Source organism: Streptomyces sp. NPDC020681 (assembly GCF_044334895.1).
In the GTDB taxonomy this organism is placed as follows: domain Bacteria; phylum Actinomycetota; class Actinomycetes; order Streptomycetales; family Streptomycetaceae; genus Streptomyces.
In genome coordinates this window covers 104,876-131,264 of the sequence record NZ_JBIRTX010000011.1, presented here as the reverse complement: position 1 = coordinate 131,264, position 26,389 = coordinate 104,876, and the positions used below count along the sequence as shown (strand labels likewise).

15 protein-coding genes are annotated in these 26,389 nt (G+C 67.4%); 8 read left to right on the top strand and 7 right to left on the bottom strand.

Annotated elements, in window-relative coordinates:
• Positions 1-726: 726 nt before the first annotated feature.
• From ACH4YL_RS25135 to ACH4YL_RS25120, 4 genes are all read right to left on the bottom strand, one after another.
• A complete protein-coding gene (locus ACH4YL_RS25135) occupies positions 727-1,719 on the bottom strand; it encodes a RimK family alpha-L-glutamate ligase (RefSeq protein WP_398509684.1) in 993 nt (330 codons plus the stop codon).
• 96 nt (positions 1,720-1,815) lie between these two features.
• Positions 1,816-2,016, bottom strand: coding sequence for a ubiquitin-like protein Pup (locus ACH4YL_RS25130; protein ID WP_398509683.1), 201 nt, complete (start codon positions 2,014-2,016; stop codon positions 1,816-1,818).
• 388 nt (positions 2,017-2,404) lie between these two features.
• A complete protein-coding gene (locus tag ACH4YL_RS25125; RefSeq protein WP_398509682.1) occupies positions 2,405-3,844 on the bottom strand; it encodes an amino acid permease in 1,440 nt (479 codons plus the stop codon).
• Positions 3,845-4,491: 647 nt separating this feature from the next.
• Positions 4,492-4,947: a hypothetical protein gene (locus ACH4YL_RS25120; RefSeq protein WP_398509681.1), complete on the bottom strand. Its 456-nt coding sequence runs from the start codon at positions 4,945-4,947 to the stop codon at positions 4,492-4,494.
• Between the two features lie 830 nt (positions 4,948-5,777).
• On the opposite strand from ACH4YL_RS25120, the gene ACH4YL_RS25115 reads away from it, so the two are divergent.
• Together ACH4YL_RS25115 and ACH4YL_RS25110 are read left to right on the top strand one after the other, a co-directional pair.
• A complete protein-coding gene (locus ACH4YL_RS25115; RefSeq protein ID WP_398509680.1) occupies positions 5,778-8,042 on the top strand; it encodes a BTAD domain-containing putative transcriptional regulator in 2,265 nt (754 codons plus the stop codon).
• Between the two features lie 120 nt (positions 8,043-8,162).
• Positions 8,163-9,254: a type VII secretion system-associated protein gene (locus ACH4YL_RS25110; RefSeq protein ID WP_398509679.1), complete on the top strand. Its 1,092-nt coding sequence runs from the start codon at positions 8,163-8,165 to the stop codon at positions 9,252-9,254.
• A gap of 135 nt (positions 9,255-9,389) precedes the next feature.
• On the opposite strand, the gene ACH4YL_RS25105 is transcribed toward ACH4YL_RS25110, so the two are convergent.
• The 3 genes from ACH4YL_RS25105 to eccCa all read right to left on the bottom strand — a co-directional run bounded on the left by ACH4YL_RS25105 (position 9,390) and on the right by eccCa (position 18,001).
• Positions 9,390-12,701: a right-handed parallel beta-helix repeat-containing protein gene (locus ACH4YL_RS25105; protein ID WP_398509678.1), complete on the bottom strand. Its 3,312-nt coding sequence runs from the start codon at positions 12,699-12,701 to the stop codon at positions 9,390-9,392.
• Positions 12,702-12,824: 123 nt separating this feature from the next.
• A complete protein-coding gene (locus ACH4YL_RS25100; protein ID WP_398509677.1) occupies positions 12,825-14,027 on the bottom strand; it encodes a S8 family serine peptidase in 1,203 nt (400 codons plus the stop codon).
• Entirely contained in the window at positions 14,024-18,001 is a 3,978-nt protein-coding gene (gene eccCa, locus ACH4YL_RS25095) for a type VII secretion protein EccCa (RefSeq protein WP_398509676.1), read from the bottom strand. The genes ACH4YL_RS25100 and eccCa overlap by 4 nt, the downstream gene beginning before the upstream one ends.
• A 426-nt stretch (positions 18,002-18,427) precedes the next feature.
• On the opposite strand from eccCa, the gene eccD reads away from it, so the two are divergent.
• The 6 genes from eccD (at position 18,428) to ACH4YL_RS25065 (ending at position 26,387) form a co-directional block, all read left to right on the top strand.
• The gene (gene eccD, locus ACH4YL_RS25090) at positions 18,428-19,828 is read left to right on the top strand and encodes a type VII secretion integral membrane protein EccD (protein WP_398509675.1); all 1,401 of its coding nucleotides are present in this window, start codon (positions 18,428-18,430) and stop codon (positions 19,826-19,828) included.
• A 106-nt stretch (positions 19,829-19,934) separates the two neighbouring features.
• Entirely contained in the window at positions 19,935-21,392 is a 1,458-nt protein-coding gene (eccB, locus tag ACH4YL_RS25085) for a type VII secretion protein EccB (protein ID WP_398509674.1), read from the top strand.
• Between the two features lie 249 nt (positions 21,393-21,641).
• Positions 21,642-21,986: a hypothetical protein gene (locus ACH4YL_RS25080; protein ID WP_398509673.1), complete on the top strand. Its 345-nt coding sequence runs from the start codon at positions 21,642-21,644 to the stop codon at positions 21,984-21,986.
• A gap of 63 nt (positions 21,987-22,049) precedes the next feature.
• On the top strand, positions 22,050-22,370 hold the full coding sequence (locus tag ACH4YL_RS25075) for a WXG100 family type VII secretion target (protein WP_398509672.1): 321 nt from the start codon (positions 22,050-22,052) through the stop codon (positions 22,368-22,370).
• Between the two features lie 30 nt (positions 22,371-22,400).
• Positions 22,401-22,892, top strand: a complete 492-nt coding sequence (locus ACH4YL_RS25070; protein WP_398509671.1) for a type VII secretion system-associated protein — start codon at positions 22,401-22,403, stop codon at positions 22,890-22,892.
• 72 nt (positions 22,893-22,964) lie between these two features.
• Positions 22,965-26,387 carry an AAWKG family protein gene (locus ACH4YL_RS25065; protein ID WP_398509670.1) on the top strand — a complete coding sequence of 1,141 codons (3,423 nt, stop codon included), beginning with the start codon at positions 22,965-22,967 and terminating at the stop codon, positions 26,385-26,387.
• The last annotated feature ends 2 nt before the right edge of the window (positions 26,388-26,389 follow it).

Sequence of the window (26,389 nt, the reverse complement as noted above, 5' to 3'; positions counted from 1 at the left end):
GCACCGGATCTCTTGCCAGGGCAGCATCGGGATGCTCCTGGTGAAAGGCGCTGGTCATGCCGCGAATGTCGAAGGGTCGAGCTGTACTCGGCGATTCGGCGTGACCACCGTGGCGGCATGTCGATGCGGGAGCTTGAGCGCAAGTACGGCGTGATTTGGCGGACGGTATGGACGGCGGTGGACGCGGTCTGGCCGGGGCCGCGCTAGAAGCTCCAGCCGCGGGCGAGTGTTCTGGACCGTACAAACCGGTGATCGACGAGATCCTGCGGGCGGACCTGGACGCGCCGCGCAAGTAGCGGCACACGGTCTCCCGGATCTTTCACGGGCTGGTCAGGGAGCATGACCCGGACGTCTCTAACGGGATGGCCCGCTACTACGTTGCCGGCCGGAAGCCCGAGACCCTGGTCGAATCCGGCAAGGCAATACCGGCTGACAGCTGTCCACGAGACAGGCTGCTGCAAAAGAGCGGGCCCGGTTGTGGAAATCGCCAGAAGGCCACAACCGGGCCCGCACGTGGAGGCGCCGGGAATCGAACCCGGGTCCTACGAAGCCTTTCCAGTCCTTTCTCCGTGCGCAGTCCGCTCCTGGACTTCTCGGCCCTTGGTGATCGCGCGGACCCGTCACCGGTGGGCTCAGCTGCTGCTGCGTGTCCCTCGGCGTCCCGTAGCCGGACACCAGGCGGACCCTCCTCATTGATGCCACGCACCGGGGTGCCTTTGCGATTGGTCACGCGTACCTGCGTCTAGCCCTTCTCCTGCTTGGCGGGCTGGCACTCACCACAGTCGAGAGCTTCGCGCGCAGGTAGGAGGAGTACGCACGGGTCTTCTCCTCAGCGAAGGCTCCGGTGCCGAGGGCAGGGCTAGAGGTGACCTCAAGCAGGTACCACTGACGGGTCTGCCTGTCCTGCACCAAGTTGACCCCCGCGACCTCGCACCCCATCAGGTCAACGGCCCGCACCGCCATGTCCAGAACGTCGGCCTCGAAGGTCTCCACGTCGAACAAGGTGGCGTGCCCGCCCTGATCTGTGTTGCTCAAGTGCGATCCGTTGGTGGTACAGCGGTGCATGATGATCGGCACGTCCCTGCCGAACACCAGGGTTCGGAAGGTGCCGTTGTTGGGGATGAACTGCTGGGTGAGGAAGTCGACCTTCGCATGCGCGGGGTCCTCGACATGCCGAAGGAAGTCGACCTCGGACTCGATCAGGAAGTTCAGCCGTCCGCCGCTCGCATTCATCGCTTTCAGCACGAACGGCAGCCCCAGCCGGCCGGCGAGGTCTGCGAAGGAGCCGTTCAGCAACCGCCTCGGTAGATGGAACGTGGCGGGCACCGGCAGCCCATCCTGCGCAAGGACCATCAACTGGTAGAGCTTGGTCGGCGCGCTGATCGCCGCCGTCTTGGCCGACGGCCGCCGCCGGTGCTCCAGGTAGGCGGAGATGGAACTGAGCAACGTGGCCGTCGGGCGTGGGTACGCGGCGATCTGGATCAGCCTGAACTCCGCCAGGTCCCGGCCACAGGTCGTCTCGTACACACGGGTACGTCCGGTCTCCACCGAGAACGCGATGTCGTCTATCCCGCAGAAATACGCCTTGACCTCACCCAGCTCCAGACCGGCAGACGCCCCGTACTCGGGCTGGAACGCCTCGCCGTTGATGACCAGCAGATCCTTGCCTGGCTCTACCCGCCCCGTCGCTGTGGAGTCCCGGCCCAGGGCGCGACGCAAGCAGCCCATCAGCCGGCGGACGATTCCGACCGGTAACGGGGACGGCAGCCCTCGTGACACAGTTCCCTCCCTGCGAGCTTCCGGGGCTGGCAAGGGCTACTGGCCGCCCTTCTGCACGTAGCCCTTGACGAACTCTCCAGCGTTTTCGATCTCGTCGAGGAGGTCATCAACGTCTTCGAGTAGCTCGGTGGCCTCGGTGGAAACCTTGGAACCACTCGTCGCATCCTGGTCAGCGACCTCAGCCGATGCCTCCTCGCTGGAGTTTTCCTGACGGCGGTGCTCTTCTCGACGCTGCACGGCTCAGTCTCCTTCGCCTCAGACAGACACAAGGCCCCGCCATCGGCATCAGCCACGGCGGCTCCACGGCGTACTACGCGACGCCGTGCACATTGGTTCACCGCTCCTGACACACCGAACAAGGCCCCCCGGCTGAACAAGCGTCACGGCGGCAGCATGGTCCGCCGCCGACTGCCCGCGTTTGGGGCCACAGGGAGCGCCGACAATTCTGCTCGACGTACACGAGCCCATCGATCGCCAACTGCCGCCGGAACACACGAACAATCGCTGCCCAAAGGATGAACGAAGTCAGCCAGGGGACCCTCGTGACAGGACGGGACTCTTGCCCGCCCCTCGCTTGGTGCAACAAGCGCTGTGGTTCAGCGCTTGTTGCAGCGGGCGCTGTGGTTCAGCGCCGCGCGGAGTCCGACCGTCGCTCGGCTATTTCAGGGTTGCGTGCCTTGAGCACGGCCCAGCCGATAGCCAGGGCCACGGCCCAGACGGCACCCACGTACAGGCTGATCCGGCCGTCGGGATCCAACGCGATCATCACGGAGACGCAGAGCAGAAAGACCACCGCGATCCAGCTGCCGATGGTCCCGCCCGGGGCCGGGAACTTCGACGCGGGCACCAGACCGGCTGCAAGCGCGCGCTTGTAGCGGATATGGCTCAGGACGATCATCAGCCAGGTCCAGATGCCGCCGGCGGTCGCGATGGCAGTGACATACGCGAACGCTTTTTCCGGGACGACGTAGTTGAGGACGACTCCGATCCCCATGAAGGCCACCGAGATCCCGATGCCGACGGCCGGGAGCCGCCGCGCCGACAGCAGCCCGACGGCCTTGGGCGCCTCGCCGTTGGCGGCCAGGTCGCGCAGCATCCGGCCGGTGGAGTACATACCGGAGTTGCAGGAGGACAGGGCCGCCGTCAGCACGACGAAGTTCACGATCGCCGCGCCCGCCGGAATGCCGATCTTGGCGAAGGCCGCCACGAATGGGCTTAACTCGCCGCTGAACTCGGTCCACTTGACCACGCAGAGGATGACGGTGAGCGCACCCACGTAGAAGAGCGCGATCCGCCACGGCAGGGTGTTGATGGCCTTGGGCAGGGTCTTCTCGGGGTCCTTGGACTCCCCGGCGGTGACGCCCACCAGCTCGACGGCCAGGAAGGCGAAGAGCACGCCCTGCAGGGTCAGCAGGGATGAGCCGATGCCGTTCGGGAAGAAGCCGTCGAACTCCCAGAGGTTGCTCACCGCGGCGGTGTCACCGGCCGCGCTGAAGCCGAAGGTCACCACGCCAACGCCGATGACGATCATGCCGAGGATCGCGGTGACCTTGATCATCGAGAACCAGAACTCCAGTTCGCCGAAGAGCTTCACCGAGATCAGGTTCAGGCCGAAGAGCAGCACCAGGAAGACAAGGGCGCTGACCCACTGGGGTATTTCGGGGAACCAGTAGTTCATGTAGATGGCGGCCGCGGTGAGTTCGGCCATGCCGGTGACGACCCAGTTCAGCCAGTACGTCCAGCCGGTCACGAAGCCGAAGACCGGGCCGAGGAACTCCCGGGCGTACTCGACGAACGAGCCGGAGACGGGACGGTAGAGCAGGAGCTCGCCGAGCGCCCGCATGATGAAGAAGACCACGACGCCGGCGAGGGCGTACATAAGGATGAGGCTGGGGCCGGCCTTCTCGATGTTGGCCCCGGCCTTCAGAAAGAGCCCGACACCGATGGCGCCGCCGATGGCGATCATCTGGACCTGTCGGGCGCCGAGCCCTCGCTCGTATCCCTCGTCCTGCGACGCCTCGGCTTCCTCGCCTCCGCCTGGGTTCTCAACCTGTACTGATGTCATGCTGTGCCCTTTCTGCCTGCCCTGACGGGGAGTTGAAGCCGGTCGCCGACGCCGACGCCGGCGCGGTCGGTCCCGGCCGCATCGCGTCCGCGATTGACGATTTCTGCCGCCCGCGCGGCGAACGGCCGCGGACATGCCTGTCCGGCTGAAAGGTGCATCCGGGAGGCGGGCGAAGATCTATCACGTCGCGGACGGAAGTCATTCACCGCAAACTGGGCAAATGCATACACGGGCAGAGGACTAGGTGACTCGGGCAGTCATGACACGTGAAACCTCATGGATGGCTTATCAAGGTGTCGACGCGGTGCGAGACATGTACCGTACGCCGTTCACCCGGAAGGTGTCTCACCTCACATGCGTGGCATAGTCGCTGACCAGGGCGGGCGGTCTCCTTGCACCGTTGACACCTACACTGCCGGGCCATTGTCGGGACATGTGTCCGGGCTTCAAGTTGGTGCCATGCCGAGGGAGCGAGAGCAGCCGACCCTCTGCCGCACAGTCAGCCTGCCCATGCCTGACAGGCGCTCGCGCCGCACCCTCGCGCGCCATGCCACCGCTGCGCCATTCCCCCCGCCACACGGTGGCGCTCACACCAAGGTCCGCTCCTCACCCCCCCGGAGAGTGGGCTTTGGTCGCGTGAGGGCAGCTTATGAGCGAGGGCGCTGGCCGGGAACCTTGAGCAGGGCCGCAGCCTCAAAAACCCCGACCGCGACCCCGACACCCCGCCGCGACGAGTACTCACGCTCCCCTTCCACGGAGCCGCCGAACGGCGTGCTGTTCGAAAGTCGGCGCCATGCACGGCGTGCCATATACGCATCCTCCGGGGTCACCTCCGGGCGTGGACTGACGAGTTGCCAGCGGCACCACAAGGCCCACTCGACGTCATGCGAAAGCAGAGCCAGCAAGGTGAGGGCGCTCTGGACCTCGCCCTCGGCGCTGGGAAGTTCGTGGTACATGAGCGTGATCGCCAGGACATCGTGGGCGGACCGGAACTCCAGGCTATGCGGGTGCCACTGCGGCCGCCGCTCGCTGATCAAGGTATGCGCGGCGCGCTGCGCCCGCTTCCAGGCCGATTCCAGTTTCGCTCCGCGCTCGCGTGACATGATTCCCTCTCGGACTCATCAAGACGCTAGCCCACGTCAACACCGCGCTACATGTGTTGATATTCATTCGGTCAACTGGACCGTCAATTCGGACAGTTGCTCGACACCGAGTGCCATCTCACCTTCCTCAGCACCGGGCCCAGGAGGGGCGAGCGGTCGTACACCACACGTGGATTCCATCGACTCGGACAGGATGGTGAAGGGCTACTCACACGTCAGGTCATACCTGCCGAAAGCGCGACACCTGCCGGGCCCTTGTCACGTATATCGTCCCTCACGCCCCGCTCGCGCTGTCCTCCTTCTCTCCCCGGATGGATGCGTGTGGGACGGCAGCCGGGTTGTCCTCCGTTCAGTCGGAGGGCGGGAGTCAACCCGGTGACCTGCTGCACGCCTGTGGGGGGCTCAGCAGGGTGTTCCCGGGCCGGAAGGGCTGTCACCGGCCCGGGAACTGCAGCCGGACGTGGGAGTTACGGCAAACGACGCACGGCGCACATACGTCCGAGAGAGGGAGATGCGACGCCCATGTCCCGCTTTTCAGAACTGTGTTGATCCCTGCGAGGCGTTCGCACGTAGAGGGGGAAGCCGGTACGCAGCGCCCCCTGAGGCGGATCGGCCGCACAGTGTCAGGCGGTACGACCCGGCACAGTGCGCGGATGAGGGAACAGGTGAAGAGAGCCGAGGCCGACACCGCATTGCCACACCGTCGGCTTCGGCTCTCGCACATCGGCGGGGTGCGAGGCACATCGCGGAGTACCGCCGGCCCACCCTTTTCCGGTGCCCACTCCGAGTCGCTGCCGTCGCCCGGCACCGCAGAGCGTTGTGGAGGATCAGTGAACGGCCAGCGTTTCGTCTTCAGCCTGCTCGGCCCACTCGAAGTCCGGCGTGGCACCCAGCAGATCGACGTGGGACCGCGCAAGCGGCGCATCCTGCTGACCCGACTGCTGCTCAGCGCTGACCGCACCGTGTCCGTGAGCCAGCTGTGCCGGGACCTGTGGGAAGGACAGCAGTGCCCACCCGGTGCGGTGTCCTCGGTCCACTCGCACATCAGCCGGCTGCGCGCGGCCCTGGAGCCGGACCGGTCCCGGGACAAGCGGTCCCGATTGCTCGTACGGGAGTCCAGCGGCTATGTACTCGCCGCCGACGCGGGCGACTTGGACATTCGTGAGTTCGAGGCGGCGCTGCTCGGAGCGCAGGAGTCCAAGGCCGCGGGCGATCTGCTCACTGCGAGCCGGGCCCTGAAACGAGCCCTCGGCCTGTGGCGTGGACCCGCGCTGCAGGAGGCCGCAGAGTACGGGTTCGCACGGCAGGAAGCGGCCCGTCTGATGGAGATGCGGCAGCTCGGTGAGGAGTTGCTCGCCGGCGTCCTGCTCGAGGAAGGACAGGTCGATGCCGCCATCCAGCTCACCCAACGGCTCACCAAGGCGGCGCCGTTGCGCGAAGAGTCGTGGGAGATACTGCTGCACGCCCTGTACCGGGCGGGCCGCTCCGGCGAGGCTCTTCACCACTACGCGCAGCTCCGTACGATCCTCGCGGAGGAGCTCGGCGTCGATCCCGGTCCTGCCCTGCGGGAACTGCACCTGGCGATCCTGCGCCACGACCAGGGCGCCCTCGGCTCGGCCAGGCCGATCTCTCCCACCCTGCATCGCACGTGGCGAGACGCCCCTTCAGGAATCGTGGTTACGCGGCCTCCGCGCGGCACAGGACGACCGGGTCCCACGGATGACCTCTGCGATGGTGGTCACCTACCGGGCAGGCAGGCGGAGTTCGCGCTGCTGACCGAGTTGATCGACAGTGCCGCCCGGGAAGGGACCCGGTGGGCGGTCGTCAGCGGCGAGTCGGGCGCTGGCAAGTCGTCGCTGCTGCAGGGCGTGGCCTCGTATGCGAAAGCACAGGGGTACCAGGTACGCCGGCTCGACTGCCAAAGGGGCCGTGGCAATGACTCCGCGACGGTCAGCGAGGGCGTGCGCCCGGGGTGCGGCAACGGCGCAGCCTCCGTCCTCCTCCGTCGGCCGGACGAGCAGCCCCTGCTCTTTCTCGCCGACGAGCCGGATGCTACCTGCTCTTCCTGCCTGGCGCTGCTGCGCAGGTTGGCCGCACAGGTGCGGGACGAGCCGGTGGCCGTCGTCCTGTCCGTCAAGGACCCCAAGCACTCTGCGCTCGCCGATCTCATGGCAGATCTCGCCTACTTGGGCGCCGAGCGCCTTCGCCTCAAGCCGCTCCATGTCACCGACATCGAGCGCATACTCGCCGCGCGAGAACCCGAGGGTGCGATGCGCAGCAGTGCGGACCTGAGGCAGGAGGCGACCGCATTGCACCAGCGGAGTGAAGGCAATCCGTTCCTTCTGCGCGAGCTTCTTAGACTGCCGCCCGAGCAGCGCAGTGGACGGCAGGCACGGCTGCCGCTGTCCGTCGAGACGGTGCTGTTGCCACGGGTTGCACAACTGCCGGGGCAGGTACGGACGTTGCTCGAGTACGCGGCCGCGCACGGCGAGGTACTCGATCTACCCTTGCTGGCCGCCACGCAGTCCCTGGGTGCTCCCGCGCTCCTTGCGCTGGTCGATGAGGCGCTCGCGGCCGGTGTGCTGTTCTGGCAGTCGGCCGACGGCGGCACAGCGGGTGGGGAGACAACAGGAGATGAGACAGCGGGAGGCGAGTACCGCTTCCGGGGCCCGATGCGGGACGTGGTCCTGGCAACGCTGTCCCCGGCGGCCAGACAGGCGCGCCATACCGTCATCGCCGACGCATTAGAGGGACTCCCGAACCCCCACCTTTCTGCCCTGGCACGCCATTTGGCCCGCAGCGGCCCCTGTGTGTCGCAGGAGCGCCTGGGTCTCGCGCAACTGCGCGCCGGCCGTGAGGCACAGCGCCTGCGCCGGGACAGAGTGGCTCGCAGCTGGTACCGGAAGGCCGCCGCCACAACGAGGCATCGGGCACCCGCCGTGTTCCGCGAGGCGATGAGCGCCCTGCGCAGACTTGACGCAACGGGCTCCGGTGCCCCTGCCGATCACCCGCCGGTCCAGCCGATCAAGCCTCGGGACACCCGTGCAGTGGTGCTACGGCTCCCCCATGTCGTCGCGCAGAGCAGGGTCGGTTGAACACCGGCCGGGACGCCCGCGATGTCCGAATGCACCTTGTCCAGAAGGCCCAGAAGGCCCAGATGTTCCCTATGTTCCCCCTGTTTCCAGACAGCACAGTGAAGGTGACGGAGTACCCAGATGAGCACACCGCCCAACCTGCCCGATGCGCCGGAGCGTTCGGCGACTCAGAGCGAAGAGATCGCGGCCGAGAACACCGTCGCGGAGGTTTCCGCACCGGGTGCGGATGCCCCCCTCGTGGGCGATGTCGCCCCCGACGACACTCCCGCTCCCCCAAAGACGACTCGTCCGGGAGAGCCTGGGTATCTGACCCCGCCCGACGACATCGTGGCCGGCGCGAAGGTGGCTCCCGACCACTGGCTGACCATGATCGACCCCAACTGGGTGGGCGAGGAGGGCGAAGATCCACCGTCGTGGGTCCGGATCGGCCGCTGGCGCACCGACAGCGAGGGCGAGATCGTCGAGTGGGAGCGCAACGAGGAGTACCGTCCCTCGCCGGACACTCTGGATTGGCCCACCCCAGGTAGCCCGCTGGACTCCGCGCTGCAGCTGACCGCGACCGGCTATATGGAGGAGGACGTCTTTCACCTGGTGCTCGCCGATGCCGAGGTCGCGGTGTGCACCGAGCAGGACGGCTCGTTCAAGTTGACCGCGGTGCCCGACGGTCCTGCCACAGTGCCGGTCTTCCCGCCGTCCGCCAGGATGGATCCGGACGAGGTGCCGCCGCACACGCTCATGACCATCCCCGATCTGCTGCAGGAGCTGGCCAAGGACGACCCCCGGCAGATCCTGGTCCTCTCGTCCACCGCGCCCGTCGGCCAGATCGTGCAGCCGGATGTGCTGCGGGTCGCGTACGCGGACCTGCAGAAGTGGAGGAAGGAGAACCCGGAGGACTTCGCCGAGCTCGACGCGTTGCGCGAGCGTGTCGATGCCCGGGGCGCGGATGACGCCGATGAGATCGTCGTGTCCGACGATCTCGATTCGCTCACCGAGCTGGACGTCGACGGCGGCGACATATCCGAGGACGACGAGGCCGATACCGACGTCGCCGTGGGAGTTGCTGGCGGATTGGGCGCGACCGACGGGAACGCGGACGGCGAGCAGGCATCCGACGAGGACAAGGCGAGCAAGCCTGCGGGCCGTGCCCCGAGGTCCGCGAAGCGGGGCGCCAAGAAGCCGGTGCAGGATGTGGAACTGCCCGCCGAGTCGTAGGAGGCTGCTCAGCTCACAGGCACCGACCAACGGGCAAGCGTCCGGCCGGATTCCGGCCGGGCGCTTCGCTGTGCCTGCGTACGTGCCTGACTGCACACCTGTCGGCGTACGCAGCTACGTCCGTACGTCGCGGGCTCACACCAGAGTGGTGCCCGCCTCCACCACAAGGTCCTCTGGCACCAACGCCCGCAGTTCAGCCACCGTTGCGTTCGGGTGCCCGGCGAGCCGGCGCGCCTGCCGCGTGATCATGGACTCCAGGAGCTTACGGGCCAGGCGCGCATTGCCGAACGAACGGTCGCGGGGCAGCTCGTCGATATGCGCCCGCAGCACCTCGACCGTGCCCGGAGCGCACTCGTACCCGGATGTCTCCGCGTGCCGCTGGACGATGGTGATCAGCTCGTCGGTGGTGTAGTTCTCGAACTTGACCTGGCGGGCGAAGCGCGAGGCGAGACCGGGGTTGGAGTCGAGGAAGCGGCGCATCTCCTCGGTGTAGCCTGCCACGATGACGACCACCTCGTCCCGGTGGTCCTCCATCAGCTTGAGCAGGGTGTCCACGGCCTCGCGTCCGAAGTCGTTGGTGGCACCCTCCGGCGTCAGGGTGTACGCCTCGTCGATGAACAGGACACCACCCATCGCGCTGCGAAACACTTCCTGGGTGAGCTGCGCGGTGTGCCCCACATACCGGCCGACGAGATCCGCTCGGGCCACCTCCACGAGCTGCCCCTTGGGCAACACGCCTAGGGTGTGCAGGAGTTGGGCATAGAGCCGGGCCACTGTGGTCTTGCCGGTGCCGGGCGGGCCCGTGAACACCAGATGCTGGCTGACCCTGGTCACCGGCAGCCCGGCCGCCTCGCGCTGCGCCGCGGCGCCGAGGAGGTTCACCAGATCGGTGACCTCACGCTTGACGGCACCCAGCCCGATCATCGCCTCCAGCCTGGCCAGCATCGACTCGCGGCCCTCGGCCGCATCGGCTGCGGAGGCGGTCTCGCCGACATCGTCGGGCATCAGCAGGGTCAGGTCGCTCTCGGCCAAGTCGGCCACGGAAGCGAGGCGGAACGACTGACGGTCCAGCATGTTCTCGAAGACGCCGCGGGCCGCCCGGCCATTGCCGAACGTGGCTCCGCGGTCCATCCCCTCGAAGTGGAGAGCGAGTGCCTCGCGGGTACCGGGCCCGAGTTCGTAGCGGTGCTTGGCGCACATGCCCTCGGTGATGGTCACCAGTTCGTCCACAGAGTAGTTCTCGAACTCGATGGTGCGGGTGAAACGGGAGGCGAGACCCGCGTTCGCGGACAGGAAGCCCTCCATGTCGCCCGTATATCCGGCGGCGATGACCACCACGTCGTCGCGGTGGTCCTCCATCAGTTTGACCAGGGTGTCGATGGCTTCGCGGCCGAAGTCGGGTCCCGAACCACCGCCGCCCTGGCTCAGGGTGTACGCCTCGTCGATGAACAGGACACCGCCGAGCGCCTGGTTGAACGCCTCGGTGGTCTTCAGCGCCGTACCACCGATGATCGAGGCGACCAGGTCCGAGCGGGACACCTCGACCAGGTGTCCCATGCGCAGGATGCCCAGTTCGGCGAGGATCGCTCCGTAGAGACGGGCCACTGTCGTCTTACCCGTACCCGGCGGTCCTGCGAAGATCAGATGCCGGCTCATGGTGGCGACGGGCATACCGAGCCGGTTGCGGCGCTGGGCCAGCTGGTTGAGGTTGACGAGCGTACGGACCTGGTGCTTGACGCCTTCGAGTCCGACCAGGGTCTCCAGTTCGTCCAACGGACCCTGCTGGACCGCCTTTTCGGCGAGCTTCGGGGGGCCACTCGAGCCGAGCGAGGCGCCGAAGCTCGCACCGTACTCGTCGGGTATCGCATTGCCGGTACTCGCCAGATCCTCGACTTCGAGCCGCGGCCCGGGCCGGGTCTGGCGCAGTCCGGCGCCCCGGTTGTCACGTACCGAGCAGCCGTTGACCTGGACCGGGTCCATGGAATCCACGCGAATGCCGTCCCCCACACTGCCGGCGATCTCGCAGGCCTGCAGCTCGGCCCGGCCGCCCTCGGCAACCAGTACGCCGTGTGCACCGGCCGAGTTGATCCTCAGGCGGGTGAGCGAAGCCTCACCACCCTTGGTCACGGTGATGGCGGAAGCACCGCTGGTGTCCACCTCGCTGTCGCGGATGGTGGCGCTGCCGTCCGCGCCGATCTGGATGCCCGAGTCCTCGACGGCGCGGATGACACTGTCGCTGATGTGGGTGCTCGCCCCGTCGGCGATGGCGATTCCGGCGCCTCCCGCGCGGTCCACCGTGCAGTGCTCAAGACGCCCGCGGCCGCTGTCGCCGATATCGACACCGATGCCCTTCGGCGCGGTGATCCGGGCCCGGCGGATGAGCGGATTGGCCTTGGAGCGGATGAGGACACCGGTGCCGGCCGCGTCGGCCACTTCGAGCCGGTCGAACTCCGCCGCCGACTCCTCCGCGAGGAGCACCGCTCCCGCCACATGCGCACAATCACGTACGACGGTACGGATGAACGATGGCGAACTGCTGCCCACCACCCGGATCGCGGCCTCACTCGCGCCGTTGAACTCGCAGTCCTCGAAGGTGCCGCGCGAACGGTCGGCCACGTACAGGCCATGGCTCTTGGAACGGTCGGTGCGGCAGCGGCGCACCAGCGGGTCCGCGCCGTCGTAGAGCGCGAAGCCGGGACCGCTCGAGGCCTCGACGGAGACCTCTTCGAGCACGGGACGCGAGGCGCTGGTGATGTAGACCCCGAACGGCACATCCCGCAGTGTGGTACGCAGGATCTGGGTGCTGCTGTTGCCCTCCAGGGCGATGCCCGGCTTATGGGTGCCGGAGATATGGCAGTCCTCGACGGTGCCCTGGGCCTCGCCGTTGGTGAGGATGCCATTGGCGCGGGCGTCGCGGATCCGGCAGTTGCGCACCATGGAGCGGGCCTGTTCGCCCAGGACCACGGCCGAGGTTTCCACGTTCTCTATCAGGCAGTCCTCGATGACACTGCCGGTCGGCGAGGTGTCGACGATGCCGGCGCCCTTGCCGTTGGTGACACGGCAGTTGCGCATCGCCAGCGATCCCGTATGCCGGGCGAGCACCGCCGTCCAGCCGGAGCCCACGATGGTGCAGCCCTCCATGGCGACCTGTCCGCGCGCCGCGTCGACCACGGGCAGATCGTCCCCGCCGCCGCGCAGGGTCAGATCAGTGACCATGACCGCATCGGCCACAAGGATCAGGGCCGAGCCGGTGCGCGGGCACACCTCAACATGGCCCGCCTCGCCTTCGGCGACGAGGGTGACCCGGGTCCTGACCGTGAGGCTCTCCGCGTACCGGCCGGGGCGCACCCTGATCACCGCTCCGGTGCGTGCGGCGGCAAGGGCTTCGCCGATGGTGGTGTAACCGCCGGGCTGATCCGCGGAGACGACGAGTACTTGCCGTGACACGGTTCGGTCCTCCTGAGGGTGTCGGATGAGCTTGTACGGAGAGCAGGTGGGGTGTACGGGCAACAGGTGGGACCACTGGCAGCCGGCTGGGCTTACGGGTGTCGCCTCGCCCGGAGGCGTACGTCAGGTCCCCGCGCCTCGCCACCGACGGGCTCTGCCCCGGGGAATGACCACCGCCGCACCACCGACCAGGACCACCACGGCGAGGGCGCCGCCGGCGACGAACAGGGAGGTGTGCAGGGGGCGTTCGGACGCAGCGCCCGCGAGCTCGGCGGGTGGTTCGCGCGGGTCGCCGGTGGGACTCTGGACTCCCGGCACCGCAGCGAGAGCGGCATAGGTGTCGAGATGGGGCACTTCTCCCGGGTAACCCGTCTCCATCAGGCGCTCGGACAACTGCTGTGGGGTGAGCCCGGGTTCACGTGAGAGGACGAGGGCCGCTGTGCCCGCGGCGTACGCGGCGGCGAGCGAGGACCCGTTGCCCAGATAGTGGCCGTCTCCCTCGGGGCCGATGCCCACTACCTCGTAGCCCGGCGCGGAAATGTTCGGGGCGAACGCATCAGGCCCCTGCGGCTCCGGAAGGCCGTCGCGGGCATGACCGGAGACGGACAGGACCGGGGCGATGAACGCGGGGAAGAACGGGCGTGCGGTGCTGTCGGGCCCATTGGGGCCCTGTGGGGGCAGCTCCGGGGTGGTCGGTGCGACGATCAGGACCTTCTTCTTTGCGGCGTACGCGACGGCGGCTTCGAGTTGTTCGCGCCCGTCGAGCCGTGCGCGCGCCACGTAGACGATCTGTGCTCCGCCGTCCACGGCCTGCCGGATCGCGGTGGCCAGGCGCGGTCCAGTGGTGGCGCCGCGGTTGTCCGTGCCGGCGACCGCGAGGATCCGCGCGCCCGGGGCGACCCCGCGGACTTCGCCCTTGGCGCCGGGCGAGCCCGCGATGATGCCAGCCACAAAGGTGCCATGGCCCACGCAGTCCTCGTCGGCGTCTCCGAGCACTTCCACGCGGCCGGCCAGAGTGGGAGCGTCCGGCGAGACACCGGTGTCCACGACGGCGACCGTCACACCTCGGCCGTCGGCGAGCTGGGAGGCCGCGGGCAGCCCGATCGACGCCTCGGCCCAGGGTGGGCTGTCCGCCACCTTCTTCGACTCCTTGGCGCAGCCGTCCTCCCCACCCAACGCCCAGCGCAGCGGGGGTAGTTGGACCGGATCGGCCGCCAGGGCCGGTCCGGTGACAAGGAGCGAAGGCAGCACGGCGATGCACGCCGCCCACGCCAGTGCACGGCGGCGCCGCCCACCGCGTGCACGGACGCTGCCTTGGAGACTCATGACTCGTCCTCCGCCTGGGCCAGTTGGATCTGCACATGCTTGCGGCGGGCGATCCGGGTACCGCGGCCGGGCGGCAGGATGCGGCCCTTCAGATTGCCGAACACGAAGCCTTCGGAGGGCGGGCAGGACAGCAGAATGCTCGGGGTGTTGACTTCCTGGAGGCGGCGCATCAGCGTCTCGTTGAGTCCGCGCCCCGCGCCGGCCGCCGAGCGCGTCACAACGAGATGGAACCCGACCTCGTATCCGAGCGCGAGATGGTCGATCAAGGGCGCGAAGGGCTGGTTCATCGGGCTGTTGCCGACCATGTCGTAGTCGTCGACGAGGATGAACAGGCGCGGCCCCCGCCACCAGTCGCAGGCGCGCATCCGCGCGGGTGCGATCTCGGGTCCGGGAAGCCTCGACACCACGGCGCGAGCCGCACCGTTGACCAAGTCCTTGAGTGCGTCGAGGGAGACCGCGTGCCCGAGCCGGTACTCGTCGGGGATGTGCTCGACGAGCTCACGCCGGTAGTCCACGACCATGATGCGTGCCTCGGCGGGTGTGTACCGCTGCATGACCGCGTCGGCTACCAGCCGCAGCACATTGGTCTTGCCCGACTCGGTGTCACCCACCACGATCATGTGCGGGTTCTGCGAGAAGTCGTGCCAGACATGTGCCAGGTTCTCCTCCTCAAGGCCGATCGGCACCTTGAGGTCTCCCTCCGCGGGGGGCAGTTCGGCGGCGGACAGCCTCGTCGGCAGCATCCGGACGGACGGTGCGGCCGGTCCGGACCACGCTGCCTGCACTCTTGCGATCAGGTCCTGGACCCCGTCGGCGAGATCCTCGGCGGAGGTGCGGGAGTCGATACGGGGCAGCGCGGTCAGATAGTGCAGCTTTCCCTCGCGGGTCAGACCACGGCCCGGCAGGCGTGGCACATTGGCCGCCTTGCGCGAGTCGATATTGGAGTCCATCGCATCACCCATGCGCAGCTCGAGATGAGTGCCGGCCTGGTCGCGGACGGTGGAGGACAGCTCCACCCAGCGGGCCGTGGTCACGAGGAGGTGGATGCCGTAGTTGAGGCCGCGTGCCGCGAGGGCGTTGACGGTGGGCACGTACCGGTCGTAGTCCTGGCGTACGGTCGACCAGCCGTCGATGATCAGGAACACATCGCCATGGGGCTCGTCCGGGAACTCGCCCGCGGCACGGCGCCGCCTGTACGTCGGCATGGAGTCGATGCCCTGGTCGAAGAACATCCGCTCACGGTGCGAGAGAAGGCTGGTGACCTCCGAGAGCGTCCGGCCCACCCGCTCTTCGTCGAGCCTGGCCGCGACACCGCCGACGTGCGGAAGGCCGGCCAGCGAGGAGAGCGTGCCGCCGCCGAAGTCCAGGCAGTAGAACTGCACTTCGCGTGGTGTGTGGGTGAGCGCGAGCGAGGTGATCAGGGTGCGAATAAGGGTGCTCTTGCCGCTCTGCGGACCGCCCGCGATCGCGATATGCCCGCCACCGGCGGCCAGGTCCACGGTCAGCAGATCGCGCCGCTGCTCGAAGGGCCGGTCCACGATGCCGACGGGCACCCCGTTGAGGGTGCCGCGCTGTGCCCAGCCGTTGGGCATGAGGCCGAACTCGCCGTTCTCGACGAGCTCGGGAAGGAGTTGGTCGAGGGCCGGCGGATCGCTCAACGGCGGCAGCCACACCTGGTGCGCGGCCGGTCCGGCGCCCCTCAGCCGCTCGACGGCGACGGAGAGCAGCGACTCGGACTCCTCCTCCGGCTCGGGCTCGGGTTCGGGGGTCTCCTCCGGTTCGGGCAGATGCCGGGGCACCACCCAGCCGGCGGTCCAGGGCACCACCTGGCTGGCCACGCGCGCCGCATTGGCCGCGCTGCCACCACGCTTGTTGTACGGGCCCGAGACATACGCGGCGCGGAAGCGGGTGAGTGCCTCGACACCCGACTTCAGGAAGCCGGCACCGGGCTGCGAGGGAAGTTCGTAGGCATCCGGGACACCGAGCACTCCGCGGCTCTCCATCGCGGAGAAGGTCCGCAGACCGATGCGGTACGAGAGGTGGCTCTCGAGCTGGTGCATCCGGCCCTCGTCGAGGCGCTGCGAGGCCAGCAGGAGATGCACTCCGAGGCTGCGCCCGAGGCGTCCGATCATGACGAAGAGCTCCATGAACTCCCGGTGTGCGGAGAGCAGTTCACTGAACTCGTCCACGACGACGAACAGGCTCGGCAGCGGAGCGAGCGGCGTCCCAGAGGCCCGGGCCTTCTCGTATTCGAGGGCCGAGGTGTAGTTGCCGGCGGAGCGCAGGAGCTCCTGGCGGCGCATCAGTTCGCCGTGCAGGGCGTCCTGCATCCGGGAGACCAGGGCCACTTCGTCGGCGAGGTTGGTGATGACGGCGGAGGTGTGCGGAAGTTCATCCAGGCCCAGGAAGGTGGCGCCGCCCTTGAAGTCGACGAGGACGAAGTTGAGGGTCTCCGAGGAATTGGTGAGTGCGAGCGCGAGCACCAGGGTGCGCAGCAGCTCGCTCTTGCCGGAGCCGGTGGCGCCGATGAGCATGCCGTGCGGTCCTGTGCCGCCCTGCGCGGACTCCTTGATGTCGAGTTCCACGGGAAGTCCGTCACCCGCGACCGCGATCGGCACCTTCAGCCGGTCGGTCGAACTCCTGCGTTTCCACAGGTCGTCCGCCTCGTGACGGCGCAGATCGGAGATGCCGAGCAGGGTGGTGAGTTCGACATCCGTGGCGAGCGGCTCAGTTGCCTCGGTGCCGAACCCGATACGGAACGGAGCGAGCCGCTTGGCCAGCGAGACCGCGCCGACCACACCGAAGGAGTCGGGCTCACCGAGCGGGGTGGTCTGCTCCTTTCGGTCGCGGTCGGTCCGTACGAGAGAGAGCTCGTCGTCACCCAGGTCGAGCCGCAGGGTGGCCTTGCCCGGGCGCCAGGTGAGGCTTGAACCAATGTCGAACACCACGCAGTTGCTGGTCCCGATCCCGTCGAAGCGGTGTCCGCCGGGAGCCGGTACTCCGTCGAGAACGACGACGCAGTAGGGCTCTTCGCGGCTGGGCTGCGCGTCCGGGTCGAAGGCGGCGCGCTCGGCGAGTTCGGGTCCGAGCAGATCCTCCAGCTCATTGAAGGAGTGCACGATCCGGCGGGCCGGCCCTGCGCCGTCCTGGCTGTGCGGATGCAGTGTGTGCGGCAGCCACTTGGCCCATTCGTAGTCGTCCCTGTGCTCCTCCGCCACGCATACCGCGATCCACAGGTCCTCCGGAGCGTGCATCGTCGCCAACTGGCAGAGCATGGCGCGCACCATGGCCCGTAGCCGCTCCTCGTCGCCCCGCATCAAGACCCGGGCCCAGGCCCGCAGATAGACGGATATCGGCTGGTCGGGGACGATCGAGTAGGCCCGGATGAAGCTGCGCAGTGCATGGGCGCAGAGCGGTTCGAGGTCCTCGACCGGCTTCGTGGACAAGGGATTCAGCTTCAGACCGAGCCGCTGGTCTCCGACAGCGAGGCGGACCTCACCGAAGTCACGGTCGCCTGGCCGCCGCTCCCACAGACGCGAGGTGCCGACCAGGGACCACAGGGCGGTCGGCTCCAAGTTCCGCCAGCTCTGGGCCTTCTGCTGGTCCATCACCGAGGTCCGCACCTTGCGGCGGGTCTGGGTGAGGTAGCGCAGATAGTCGCGGCGTTCGGCCTTGATGTTGTTCTTGCGGTCGGCGGCCCGCTTCATGAACTGGCCGAGAATCATCACCACCGAGGCGATCAGCATCATCCCCATGGCGAGATACATGAAGATGCTGCCGCCGAGCCCCATGCCCGGCCGCATGAACATCATCATCATCGACACCGACATCATGGCCATCGGCAGGTACTGCCACACGGCCCCGCTGTCCGGCACCATCTCCGACAGGGTGGGTGGCTCCTGAAGGGTCAGCTCACCCTCCGGCATATCGGGGCCGGGCCTGCGCGCAGGTCTGCGAAACAGCACGACACTCAACGGGGCCACTCCTTCGATGGTTCGCTGCACACTCCCTACCACTACGGATACGGAGAGCCTAAGGATCGAACCAAGCGCAGATCACACGGAGACCACATCGACGTCCCGCAACTCCAAAAGGAGTTGGGGTTTGAAGCCATTGAGTGCCGACTGTGCCAGTAGGGTGCGGGTGACCGGCATACCTGGTGAAGCCGTTGTACGGCGCAGACCCCGCCAGGCAGCCGGCCACCCTGGGTGTGTCGTGGTCTCTTGCGCTCCGCGACACACCCAGGACCTGTCTCCGGCGGGCAGACCCCACGTATCGCCACACACTCGGGCACTTCTCCCTCACCGTGCGTCCAAGGCGGACAGGCAACTCGACCGCAACGCAGCAACCGGCTGGTGAACCACCCACGACGGGGGCCGACTTGAGGATCACAAGCACACATGACTGAGAATTCGGCGAATCCCCTGTGCCGCCTGACCGTGCGCGCACCGGCGAAGGTCATCGACCTGGCCGTGCCATCCGATGTGTCCGTCGCCGACCTCCTGCCCACGCTGGTGGACTACGCGGGCGAGGAGCTGGCCGAGGAGGGCCTCGAGCACAGCGGCTGGGTGCTGCAGAAGCTCGGCGGCGAGCGCCTCGACGAGGAGCTGAGCTGTGAGTCACTCGGCCTGCACGACGGCGATACGGTCTATCTGCGCCCGCACACCGACCAGTTGCCGGAAGTACAGCTGGACGACTTGGTGGACGGCATCGCCACCACTATGCGGGACCGCCCGTACAGCTGGACCGCGGTGATCAGTCGCAGGGTGATGCTCAGCTGGTCGCTGCTCGTCCTCGTCGCCGGTTTCCTCTCTCTGGCAGCGCCCGGGTCCTCCGGCGGTTTGCGCGCCCTGGCGGCGTCGTGTGTCGCGCTGCTGCTGCTCGCGGGGGCCGGCTCGGCCAGCCGTGCGGTGGGGGACGCGGGCGCCGCGCTCTCGCTGGCCCTGCCCGGAATCGGCTATCTGGCGCTGGCCGGCTGGCTGTTGCCGGGGGGTGACATAGTCGGCGCGATGCCCGAGGCGGGCCTCGGGCCCCGCCTGCTGGCCGCGGGTGCGGCGGCCACCGGAGGTGCGATGATCGCGCTCGCCGCGGTGGCCGCGTATGCGACCTTGTTCATGGCCGCCGCGGTGACCGGCGCGTCGGCCGTACTCACCGGGTCCTTGATGGTGGCCGCGGATCTGACCCCCTCGAAGACAGCGGGTGTGATCTCGCTGGTCGCCGTGGTCTTCGGCGCGTTCGTGCCTTCCCTGTCCTTCCGGCTCGCAGGACTGCGCATGCCGCCGCTGCCCACCAATGCGCAGCAGCTCCAGGAGGGCATCGAGCCGCACTCGCCATCCGCCGTCGCCCAGCGGGCCACGCTCGCGGACGGCTGGATGACCGGTCTGTACGGAGCGACCTCCGTGATCTGCTCGGCCGCCCTCCTCGGACTCGCGACCAAGCCGGGCCTGGCCGAACTGATCACCGGCGCGGTACTGTCCCTGCTTCTCATCCTGCACAGCCGAGGGCTCGGCAACACCATCCAGCGTCTGTCTCTGCAGCTGGCCAGCTGCGTCGGCGTAGGACTGCTGCTTTACGGGGAGATCGTGAGCCTCTCCGGGACGGGCCGCCTGCTGCTCACCGGATCGCTGCTCGGCGTCACCACCGCGCTGACCATCGCCGCATGGACGGTGCCGGGGCGGCGGTTGGTGCCGTACTGGGGACGGGCCGCCGAGATCCTGCACTCCACCACCGCCATCTCCATGCTGCCGCTCGCGCTGTGGGTGCTCGGGGTCTACGGCTATATGCGCGGCCTCAGCGGCTGAGGCCGCGCTGATGGCCCTGATCGTCCAAGAAGCCCTGATGGCGCCGAGCACGCTGAGCGCTCTGAGCACCCTGAGCGCTTCAAGCTCCCCGACGGAGAGATGAGTCATGCAGAACAAACGCGACCAGGTCCAGGCCCATATGTTCCTGATGGGCCGCCTGACCTCCAGCATGCTGCGCGCCGATCCGGACTCCCCCGAGAGTCCGCAGGGACGCACCAACCGGGGCATCGCGATCGGGGTGATCATCGCGGTACTGGTGACCGCGGGTGCTTTTGTCTTCGGGCTGCTCTCCCCCGGCAAGAAGGACTCCTGGCGTACGTCCGGGGAGCTCATCGTGGAGAAGGAGACCGGCGCGCGCTATCTGTTTCTGGACGGCCGGCTCCGTCCGGTGCGCAACTACGCGTCCGCCCGGCTCCTGGTGGGCGCCGACCTCAAGGCCGCCACGGTCAGCGCCAAGTCGCTCCGCGGGACCTCCGTGGGCTCGGCGATCGGCATCCCGGGGGGTCCGGACCGGATCCCCTCGGAGGGGCAACTCTCGGACGCGCCTTGGCTGTTGTGCTCGACGCCGTACGGCGAGGACCCGGACACGGTCAGCACCCTCGCGGTGGCATCGGAGGTGAAGGGGCAGCCCGTCAGCGCGGAGCGCGGCATCGTCGCACAGGGTCCGGACGGCTCGCTCTATCTGCTGTGGAGCGGAATGCGGCTACGCCTGGACGAGGAGAAGGGGGCCCGTGAATCCCTCGGCTACGGGTCGGTCGCCCCGTACAAAGTGGCAGGTTCCCTGCTCACCTCGCTGCCCGCGGGGCCGGACCTCGCTCCGCCCTTCATCCCTGGTCAGGGCGAGCCCGGTCCCCGGCTCGAAGATCGGGAGACCCGTATCGGACAGGTCTTCGGGGTGTCCGTGATGGGGGCGAAGGAGCCTCGGCATTACGTGTTGCAGCAGGACGGACTGCGACAGATTCCGGTGACGGTCGCCGCCTTGATACTCGGCGATCCGGAGACACGGAAGACCGCATACGCCGATGAGACCCCGGGAGTGATCGGCCTCGGACCCGAGGCCCTGCGGGGGCAGTTGGCTCCTCAGGCGCCGGCCAGGAAGAGCCCCATGCGCTTGCCGGACAGCCCTCCCGAGGCGCTCAACGTGCCCAAGGAAGTCAGCCCTTGTGCACGGATCGCCCCGGCCGATCCCGGCTCCACGGGCACAAGCATCAGCATCACCCTGGCCGACATCGGCGACCTGGGACAGCCCGTACAAGCCACGTCGGATGTCGCCGCGAAGGCATGTACACAGGTGGACCGGGTGGTGGTACCTCCGGACACCGGTGTCCTCGTGCAGGTACTCAACGCGAGTGGCACGCGCGGGTCGACGCTCTATCTGGTCTCCGGTACCGGCCTCAAGTACCGCATCCCCACCGAGGAGGCGGCGAAGGCGCTTGGCTATGAGACCACGCCGGCCCAGGGGCTGCCCTCGCAGCTGCTCGGGATGCTGCCGCATGGTCCCGATCTGTCGCCGAAGGCGGCACAGACGGGGCGCCGGAGCGTGGCAGGCCCTCTGTGCAACTAGTGCTCTGCCGTCAGGTCAACTCTCTCCGAGTACACGTGACTTCGCGGCTGGCGCTGGCACGACAAGGTTCCGACAAGAATGCGGCCACCAAACGCAAGACCCGCCCCATACCGTTCACGTGAGGAACGAGACCGCCGGATACCCGTGCGCAGGAGGGCGGAGCTCCGTGCTCCGTCGGGCTTCCGGCAGTCTCCCCTCCCCCGCCGGCCCGGGTCCCCGGCCGCCCACCATCGAGCGAAAGGCAGCCTTGTGGCGACTGCTAGTGGTAACCGTCAGTCACTCGAAAGCGCAACACGCAACGGCATCAACGCCCTTGAGCAGGCCTACATGGGTGTGGACCGCTGCAAGAACGACGTGGAGACAACCAAGCTCAGCCTGACGACCGGCTACCAGGGAAGCGACGGTGGCAGGTTCCAGAGCCTGGTCACAGCCTGGGAGGCGAAGGCCACCACCATTCTCAAGAGCCTCGAGGAAATGATCGAGACGCTCAACGAGACCCTCAGGGAACAGGGACTGCAGCAGGGTTCGGCCAATACGAAGGTCGAGCAGGCCTATCAGGAAGCTCAGGGCGTCTACGACCAGCTCACGGGCTGAGCAGGGCCATGGCGAAACGAGTAACTCCCGGGCTTTTCCCTTCACTCAGAGCGAGGACGGACCATGTCTGACAACTTCTCCGATGGATTCATCTACGTCGACTACGCACACATGAACAACGCGGCCGACGACCTCATCGCCCAGACCCGGGCGATCGCGACGACCCTCACCAATCTGGAGATGGAACTCCAGGAACTGATCAAGTCCTGGGAGGGCGAGGACCGCGATATCTACACGAAGAAGCAGGAGGCCTGGGCGAACGCGGTCCAGGCGATGGAGAACATGCTCATGAAACACGTCGAGCTCCTCAACGACATCTCCGGCTCCTACAAGTACAGCGAGAACGCCCTCAGTCAGCTGTGGTCCGGCGTCCAGATCGGCTGACTCTCGCTCACGTAAAGGCAGGCCACGCCCATGCAAGACCCGAATTCAAGCACCGGCAAGATCACGATCGACAAGAATGGCATCCAGGCCTTCATCGAAGAGCGTGTGAAGGTCTTCGCAACCGCGCTCGACCACATCATGAAGGACGATGAGAAGTTCGGGCCCACGCTGGAGACGGTTCTCGGCACGAACGACTACACGGAAACGGGCAAGGAGAACTACAACCTCAAGAAGCCACTTGCCATCGGCTTCATGGAGGACCCCCAGTACTTGAACGGCCGTGGCAGCGAGATTCAGCAAGGACTCAGGGAATCCGCCGAGTCGATCATCGCCCTCTACAAGCAGCACATAGATCTGATCGCCGAAATCGAGGAAGCCCTCACCGCCACCATCAAGGAATTCCTCACCACTCAGGGCAGCAATCTGACCAAGGTGGGTGGCCGCGAATTCCTGGAAGGGGTCGAGGATGTGATCGACGCCCTGGAGCCGTCGTCGACCGAGGGCTCCGGCGACGAGGAGTAGGAACACCACGGCGCACCAGTCGCCGGCAGCAGCAACACCAGCACATACGTATCCACTCGGGGGATCCCTTTCATGCCTGTCGACTATCTCGACTTCCTCAGCGACGATGGCGACTACTGGTGGACGGCCGTTAAGGCGTTCACCGGATATACGATGCCGACGCAGGCGAATCTCTTCGACCAGCTGATCGGCAACAAAGAGATCCCGCTGATGAGGATTCAGTTCGAGGATGTCGGCCAGAAGGAAGCGGAACAGGTTGAAGCCAGCGACTACTTGAGCTGGCGCACTCACAACTCAGGCCGCGAGATCAAGGTCACTGAATTCACTATTTGCTGGTACACCTATTACGACCAGGCGGCCTTGCATGACGACAAGATTGGGATGAAACGTGCCCGTATCTGGCTGCTCGGCAATATGACCCCCGATTCCCCGCCGGCCGGCGGAGTGATCGAGGGAAAGAAGTTCGGCGTGGAGGGCGGCGGCCAGTTCGACGACATCGCCGCCGGGCATTCATGGGACAGCATCGCGCTCGCACAGTATTCCTTCGGCGGTGGCAAGGCTCTTGAGCAGCTTCGCGACCAGAAGACCACCAGGGGCTTCTCCTGGCACACCATCGATGTGCCCACGGACGGCGCGGTCGAGTTGAGCACGTTCGATGAAGCGGCCGATGCCTACGACCGGGCGGCCAAATTCTTCGACGAGCGGCACCAGGCCCTCCTTGACTGGGAGTTCGACCTCGGCAAGGAGACCTCCGCCTGGAAAGGGAAGGCCGCCGGCGTCTTCTACGACCTGGTGCACGGCCTGGAGCGCCTCTACGAGGACTGGTCGGAAAAGGTGCCACTAGCAGGAGCCGAGGACTCCGTGCAAGGGCAGGCGATCCGCGACTTCAAGACCGCCCTCGTCACGGCCGTGGAGGACCTGGCCGCGAAATGGGACTTCTGGCAGAAGTGGTATGGAAATCCCCTGCGTTGGCTGCACGACGAGCTGATCGACATGACCGAGTGGATCTGGCTCAACAACATCATGATGACCGAGTACGACGTGCTGCCGTCTTCGGACGACTCGTCCGACTTCGGCCTCGTAGCCACTCCGGGGTTCAACGAAATCTATTCCCCGCATGGCGCGCTCAATGATCCCGAGACCTGGAAGCGGATCGCCATTCACGCGATCCGCGAGTGGAAGGTCTCACTCGACGAGCTTTCCCAGCACGCCAAAGACGCAATGATCAACGTGGAGAACGCCTGGAACGACGTCAAGGAGTTGTTCGGGCCGATCAAGTCTCAGGTCAGGATCGACCTCGAGTCGAAGTTCCAGATCGACCTCGCGGAGGCCGAGGCGGCCAACGCCAAGAAGGAGGCGGACAAGACCAAGAAGGACGCCGAGGAGGCTGCGGCCAAGGCCAAGAAGGACCAGGACGACTACATCGCGTGGTCGAAGAAGAAGCAGGAAGACGCGGACAAGCTCAACGAGCAGCGGTACCAGGACAGCCTCGCCAAGGCGGCCGAGCAGGACAAGATCAACGACAAGCGGTACCAGGACAGTCTCGACCGGCAGGAGAAGCAGGACAAGCTCAACGAGCAGCGGTACCAGGAGGAAAAGGCCCGCGCGGATGCCGACCGCGAGGAGGCCAAGGCCGAGCGCGACAAGGCGGACGCGGACAACAAGGCGCGCCAGGACGCGGCGGACGCCCGTGCGCTGGCCTTGGAAGAGGAGCGCAAGGCCGCCGATGCCGAGCGGAAGAAGCTCGATGAGCAGCGGTACGCGGAGAACATAGCGCGACAGGACGCGGCCGCCGCCAAGGCGGAGGCCCGCGCGGCAGAGGCGGATGCCAAGAACGAGGCCCGCCAGAATGCGGCGGAGAAGCGCGCCGACGAGCTGCAGGCAAAGCAGGAAGCAGAGCGGGCGGCCGCGCTCGCGCAGGGGAAGGCCGACCGCGAGGAGCAGAAGCGCGAGCAGAAGAAGGCGCAGAAGGAGCAGGAGGAGCGCCAGGACCGGCTCGAGCGCGAGGCGAAGGACGAGCGCGACAAGGAACTCGCGCGCCAGCAGCAGCTCCAGAAGGAGCAGTTGCAGCGGGACCAGGACAACCAGCGCCGGCAGGAGGAGCAGCAGAAGCAGCAGCTGGAGCAGCAGCAGCAGCGCGAGAAGGAGCAGCTCCAGCGCCAGCAGGAACTCCAGAAGCAGCAGCAGGAACAGCAGCAGCAGCGCGAGGCGAAGGAAGACCAGCGCCACGAGGAGCAGCAGAAGCGCCAGAAGGAGGAGCTGGAGCGCCAGCACCAGCTCCAGCGCGAGCAGCAGGAACAGCAGCAGAAACAGCAGCGCGAGCAGCAGCAGTTCCAGCGCGAGCAGGCCGAGGAGCAGCGCAAGCAGCAGGAGAAGGAGCTGGAGCGCCAGCACCAGATACAGCAGCAGCAGCTGGAGCGCCAGCAACAGCAGGAGAAGCAGCAGCTGGCGCGCCAGGAACAGCAGGAGAAGGCGGCGGTGGACCGCCAGAACCAGCAGGACAAACTCCAGCAGGACAGGCAGAACCAGCAGGACAAGCTCCAGCAGGATCGTCTGACTCAGCAGGAGAGGCTGAATCAGGAGCGCCAGGACCAGCTCGGCGGGCTCGGCTCGCCGGACCGTATCGGCGATCTGCCGGGCGGCGGCGACGGCACACGCACGCTCAACCCCGACGGCTCGCTCACCGACCGGTTCCCCGACGGCAGTACGCAGACCATCGACCCGAAGACCGGCGAGGTCAGGATCAACCCGCCGGACGGCCCGCAGAGCATCCGCGATCTGGAACCGGGCGAGTCCCTGCGCAATCCGGACGGCAGTTGGACCACCCGCAATACGGACGGCACGATCACCACCGACCTCCCGGACGGCAGCTCCACGGTCTTCAACCCGGAGGACAGGTCGCTGACCACGACCTTCCCCGACGGTTCCACAAGCACCACGGAGCTCGATCCGAAGGAGACCCTGACCCGCAACCCGGACAATCCCTACGACTCGCTGCCCCCCGGCGTGGACTGGCCGAGCCGCAACTCGTATGACTCCGGCGGCTACTCGGGCGGCGAGGACGAGGCCTTCGAGCAGGGGCTCGAGACCGGTCCGGACGGACTCGGGGCGCCCGCGGGCGACAGCAGCGGCTACGGAAGCGGTTACGGCGGCGGTGCTCCCCCGCCGATGCTGCCGATGGCCACCCGGATGAACGGCTCGCAAAGCGGCGGCGAGGGAACGGAGCGGGTGCGCACCGTACTTGACGACGGACAGCCGACCATCGTCCGCCGGCGGGCCGCCAACCGCCGTGACGACAACGTCGGTCCGGCCACCCGCGACGGCTCGCAGTCCAGCGGCGCACCGCCGTTCATGCCACCGATGGGCGGCGGCGCCCCCGGCGGCGGACAGCAGACGCAGAACACCGACCGGGAGCGCGACTCCTGGGTCACCGAGGACGACGACATCTGGGGTACGGACGAGGGCGGCGCCCCGGCCGCCCTGGGGAGGGAATAGCG

Coding starts and splice junctions, on each gene's coding strand:
- ACH4YL_RS25125 (WP_398509682.1), bottom strand. CDS start 3,844: ATGACATCAGTACAGGTTGAGAACCCAGGCGGAGGCGAGGAAGCCGAG.
- ACH4YL_RS25120 (WP_398509681.1), bottom strand. CDS start 4,947: ATGTCACGCGAGCGCGGAGCGAAACTGGAATCGGCCTGGAAGCGGGCG.
- ACH4YL_RS25110 (WP_398509679.1), top strand. CDS start 8,163: ATGAGCACACCGCCCAACCTGCCCGATGCGCCGGAGCGTTCGGCGACT.
- ACH4YL_RS25100 (WP_398509677.1), bottom strand. CDS start 14,027: ATGAGTCTCCAAGGCAGCGTCCGTGCACGCGGTGGGCGGCGCCGCCGT.
- eccD (WP_398509675.1), top strand. CDS start 18,428: ATGACTGAGAATTCGGCGAATCCCCTGTGCCGCCTGACCGTGCGCGCA.
- eccB (WP_398509674.1), top strand. CDS start 19,935: ATGCAGAACAAACGCGACCAGGTCCAGGCCCATATGTTCCTGATGGGC.
- ACH4YL_RS25075 (WP_398509672.1), top strand. CDS start 22,050: ATGTCTGACAACTTCTCCGATGGATTCATCTACGTCGACTACGCACAC.
- ACH4YL_RS25070 (WP_398509671.1), top strand. CDS start 22,401: ATGCAAGACCCGAATTCAAGCACCGGCAAGATCACGATCGACAAGAAT.
- ACH4YL_RS25065 (WP_398509670.1), top strand. CDS start 22,965: ATGCCTGTCGACTATCTCGACTTCCTCAGCGACGATGGCGACTACTGG.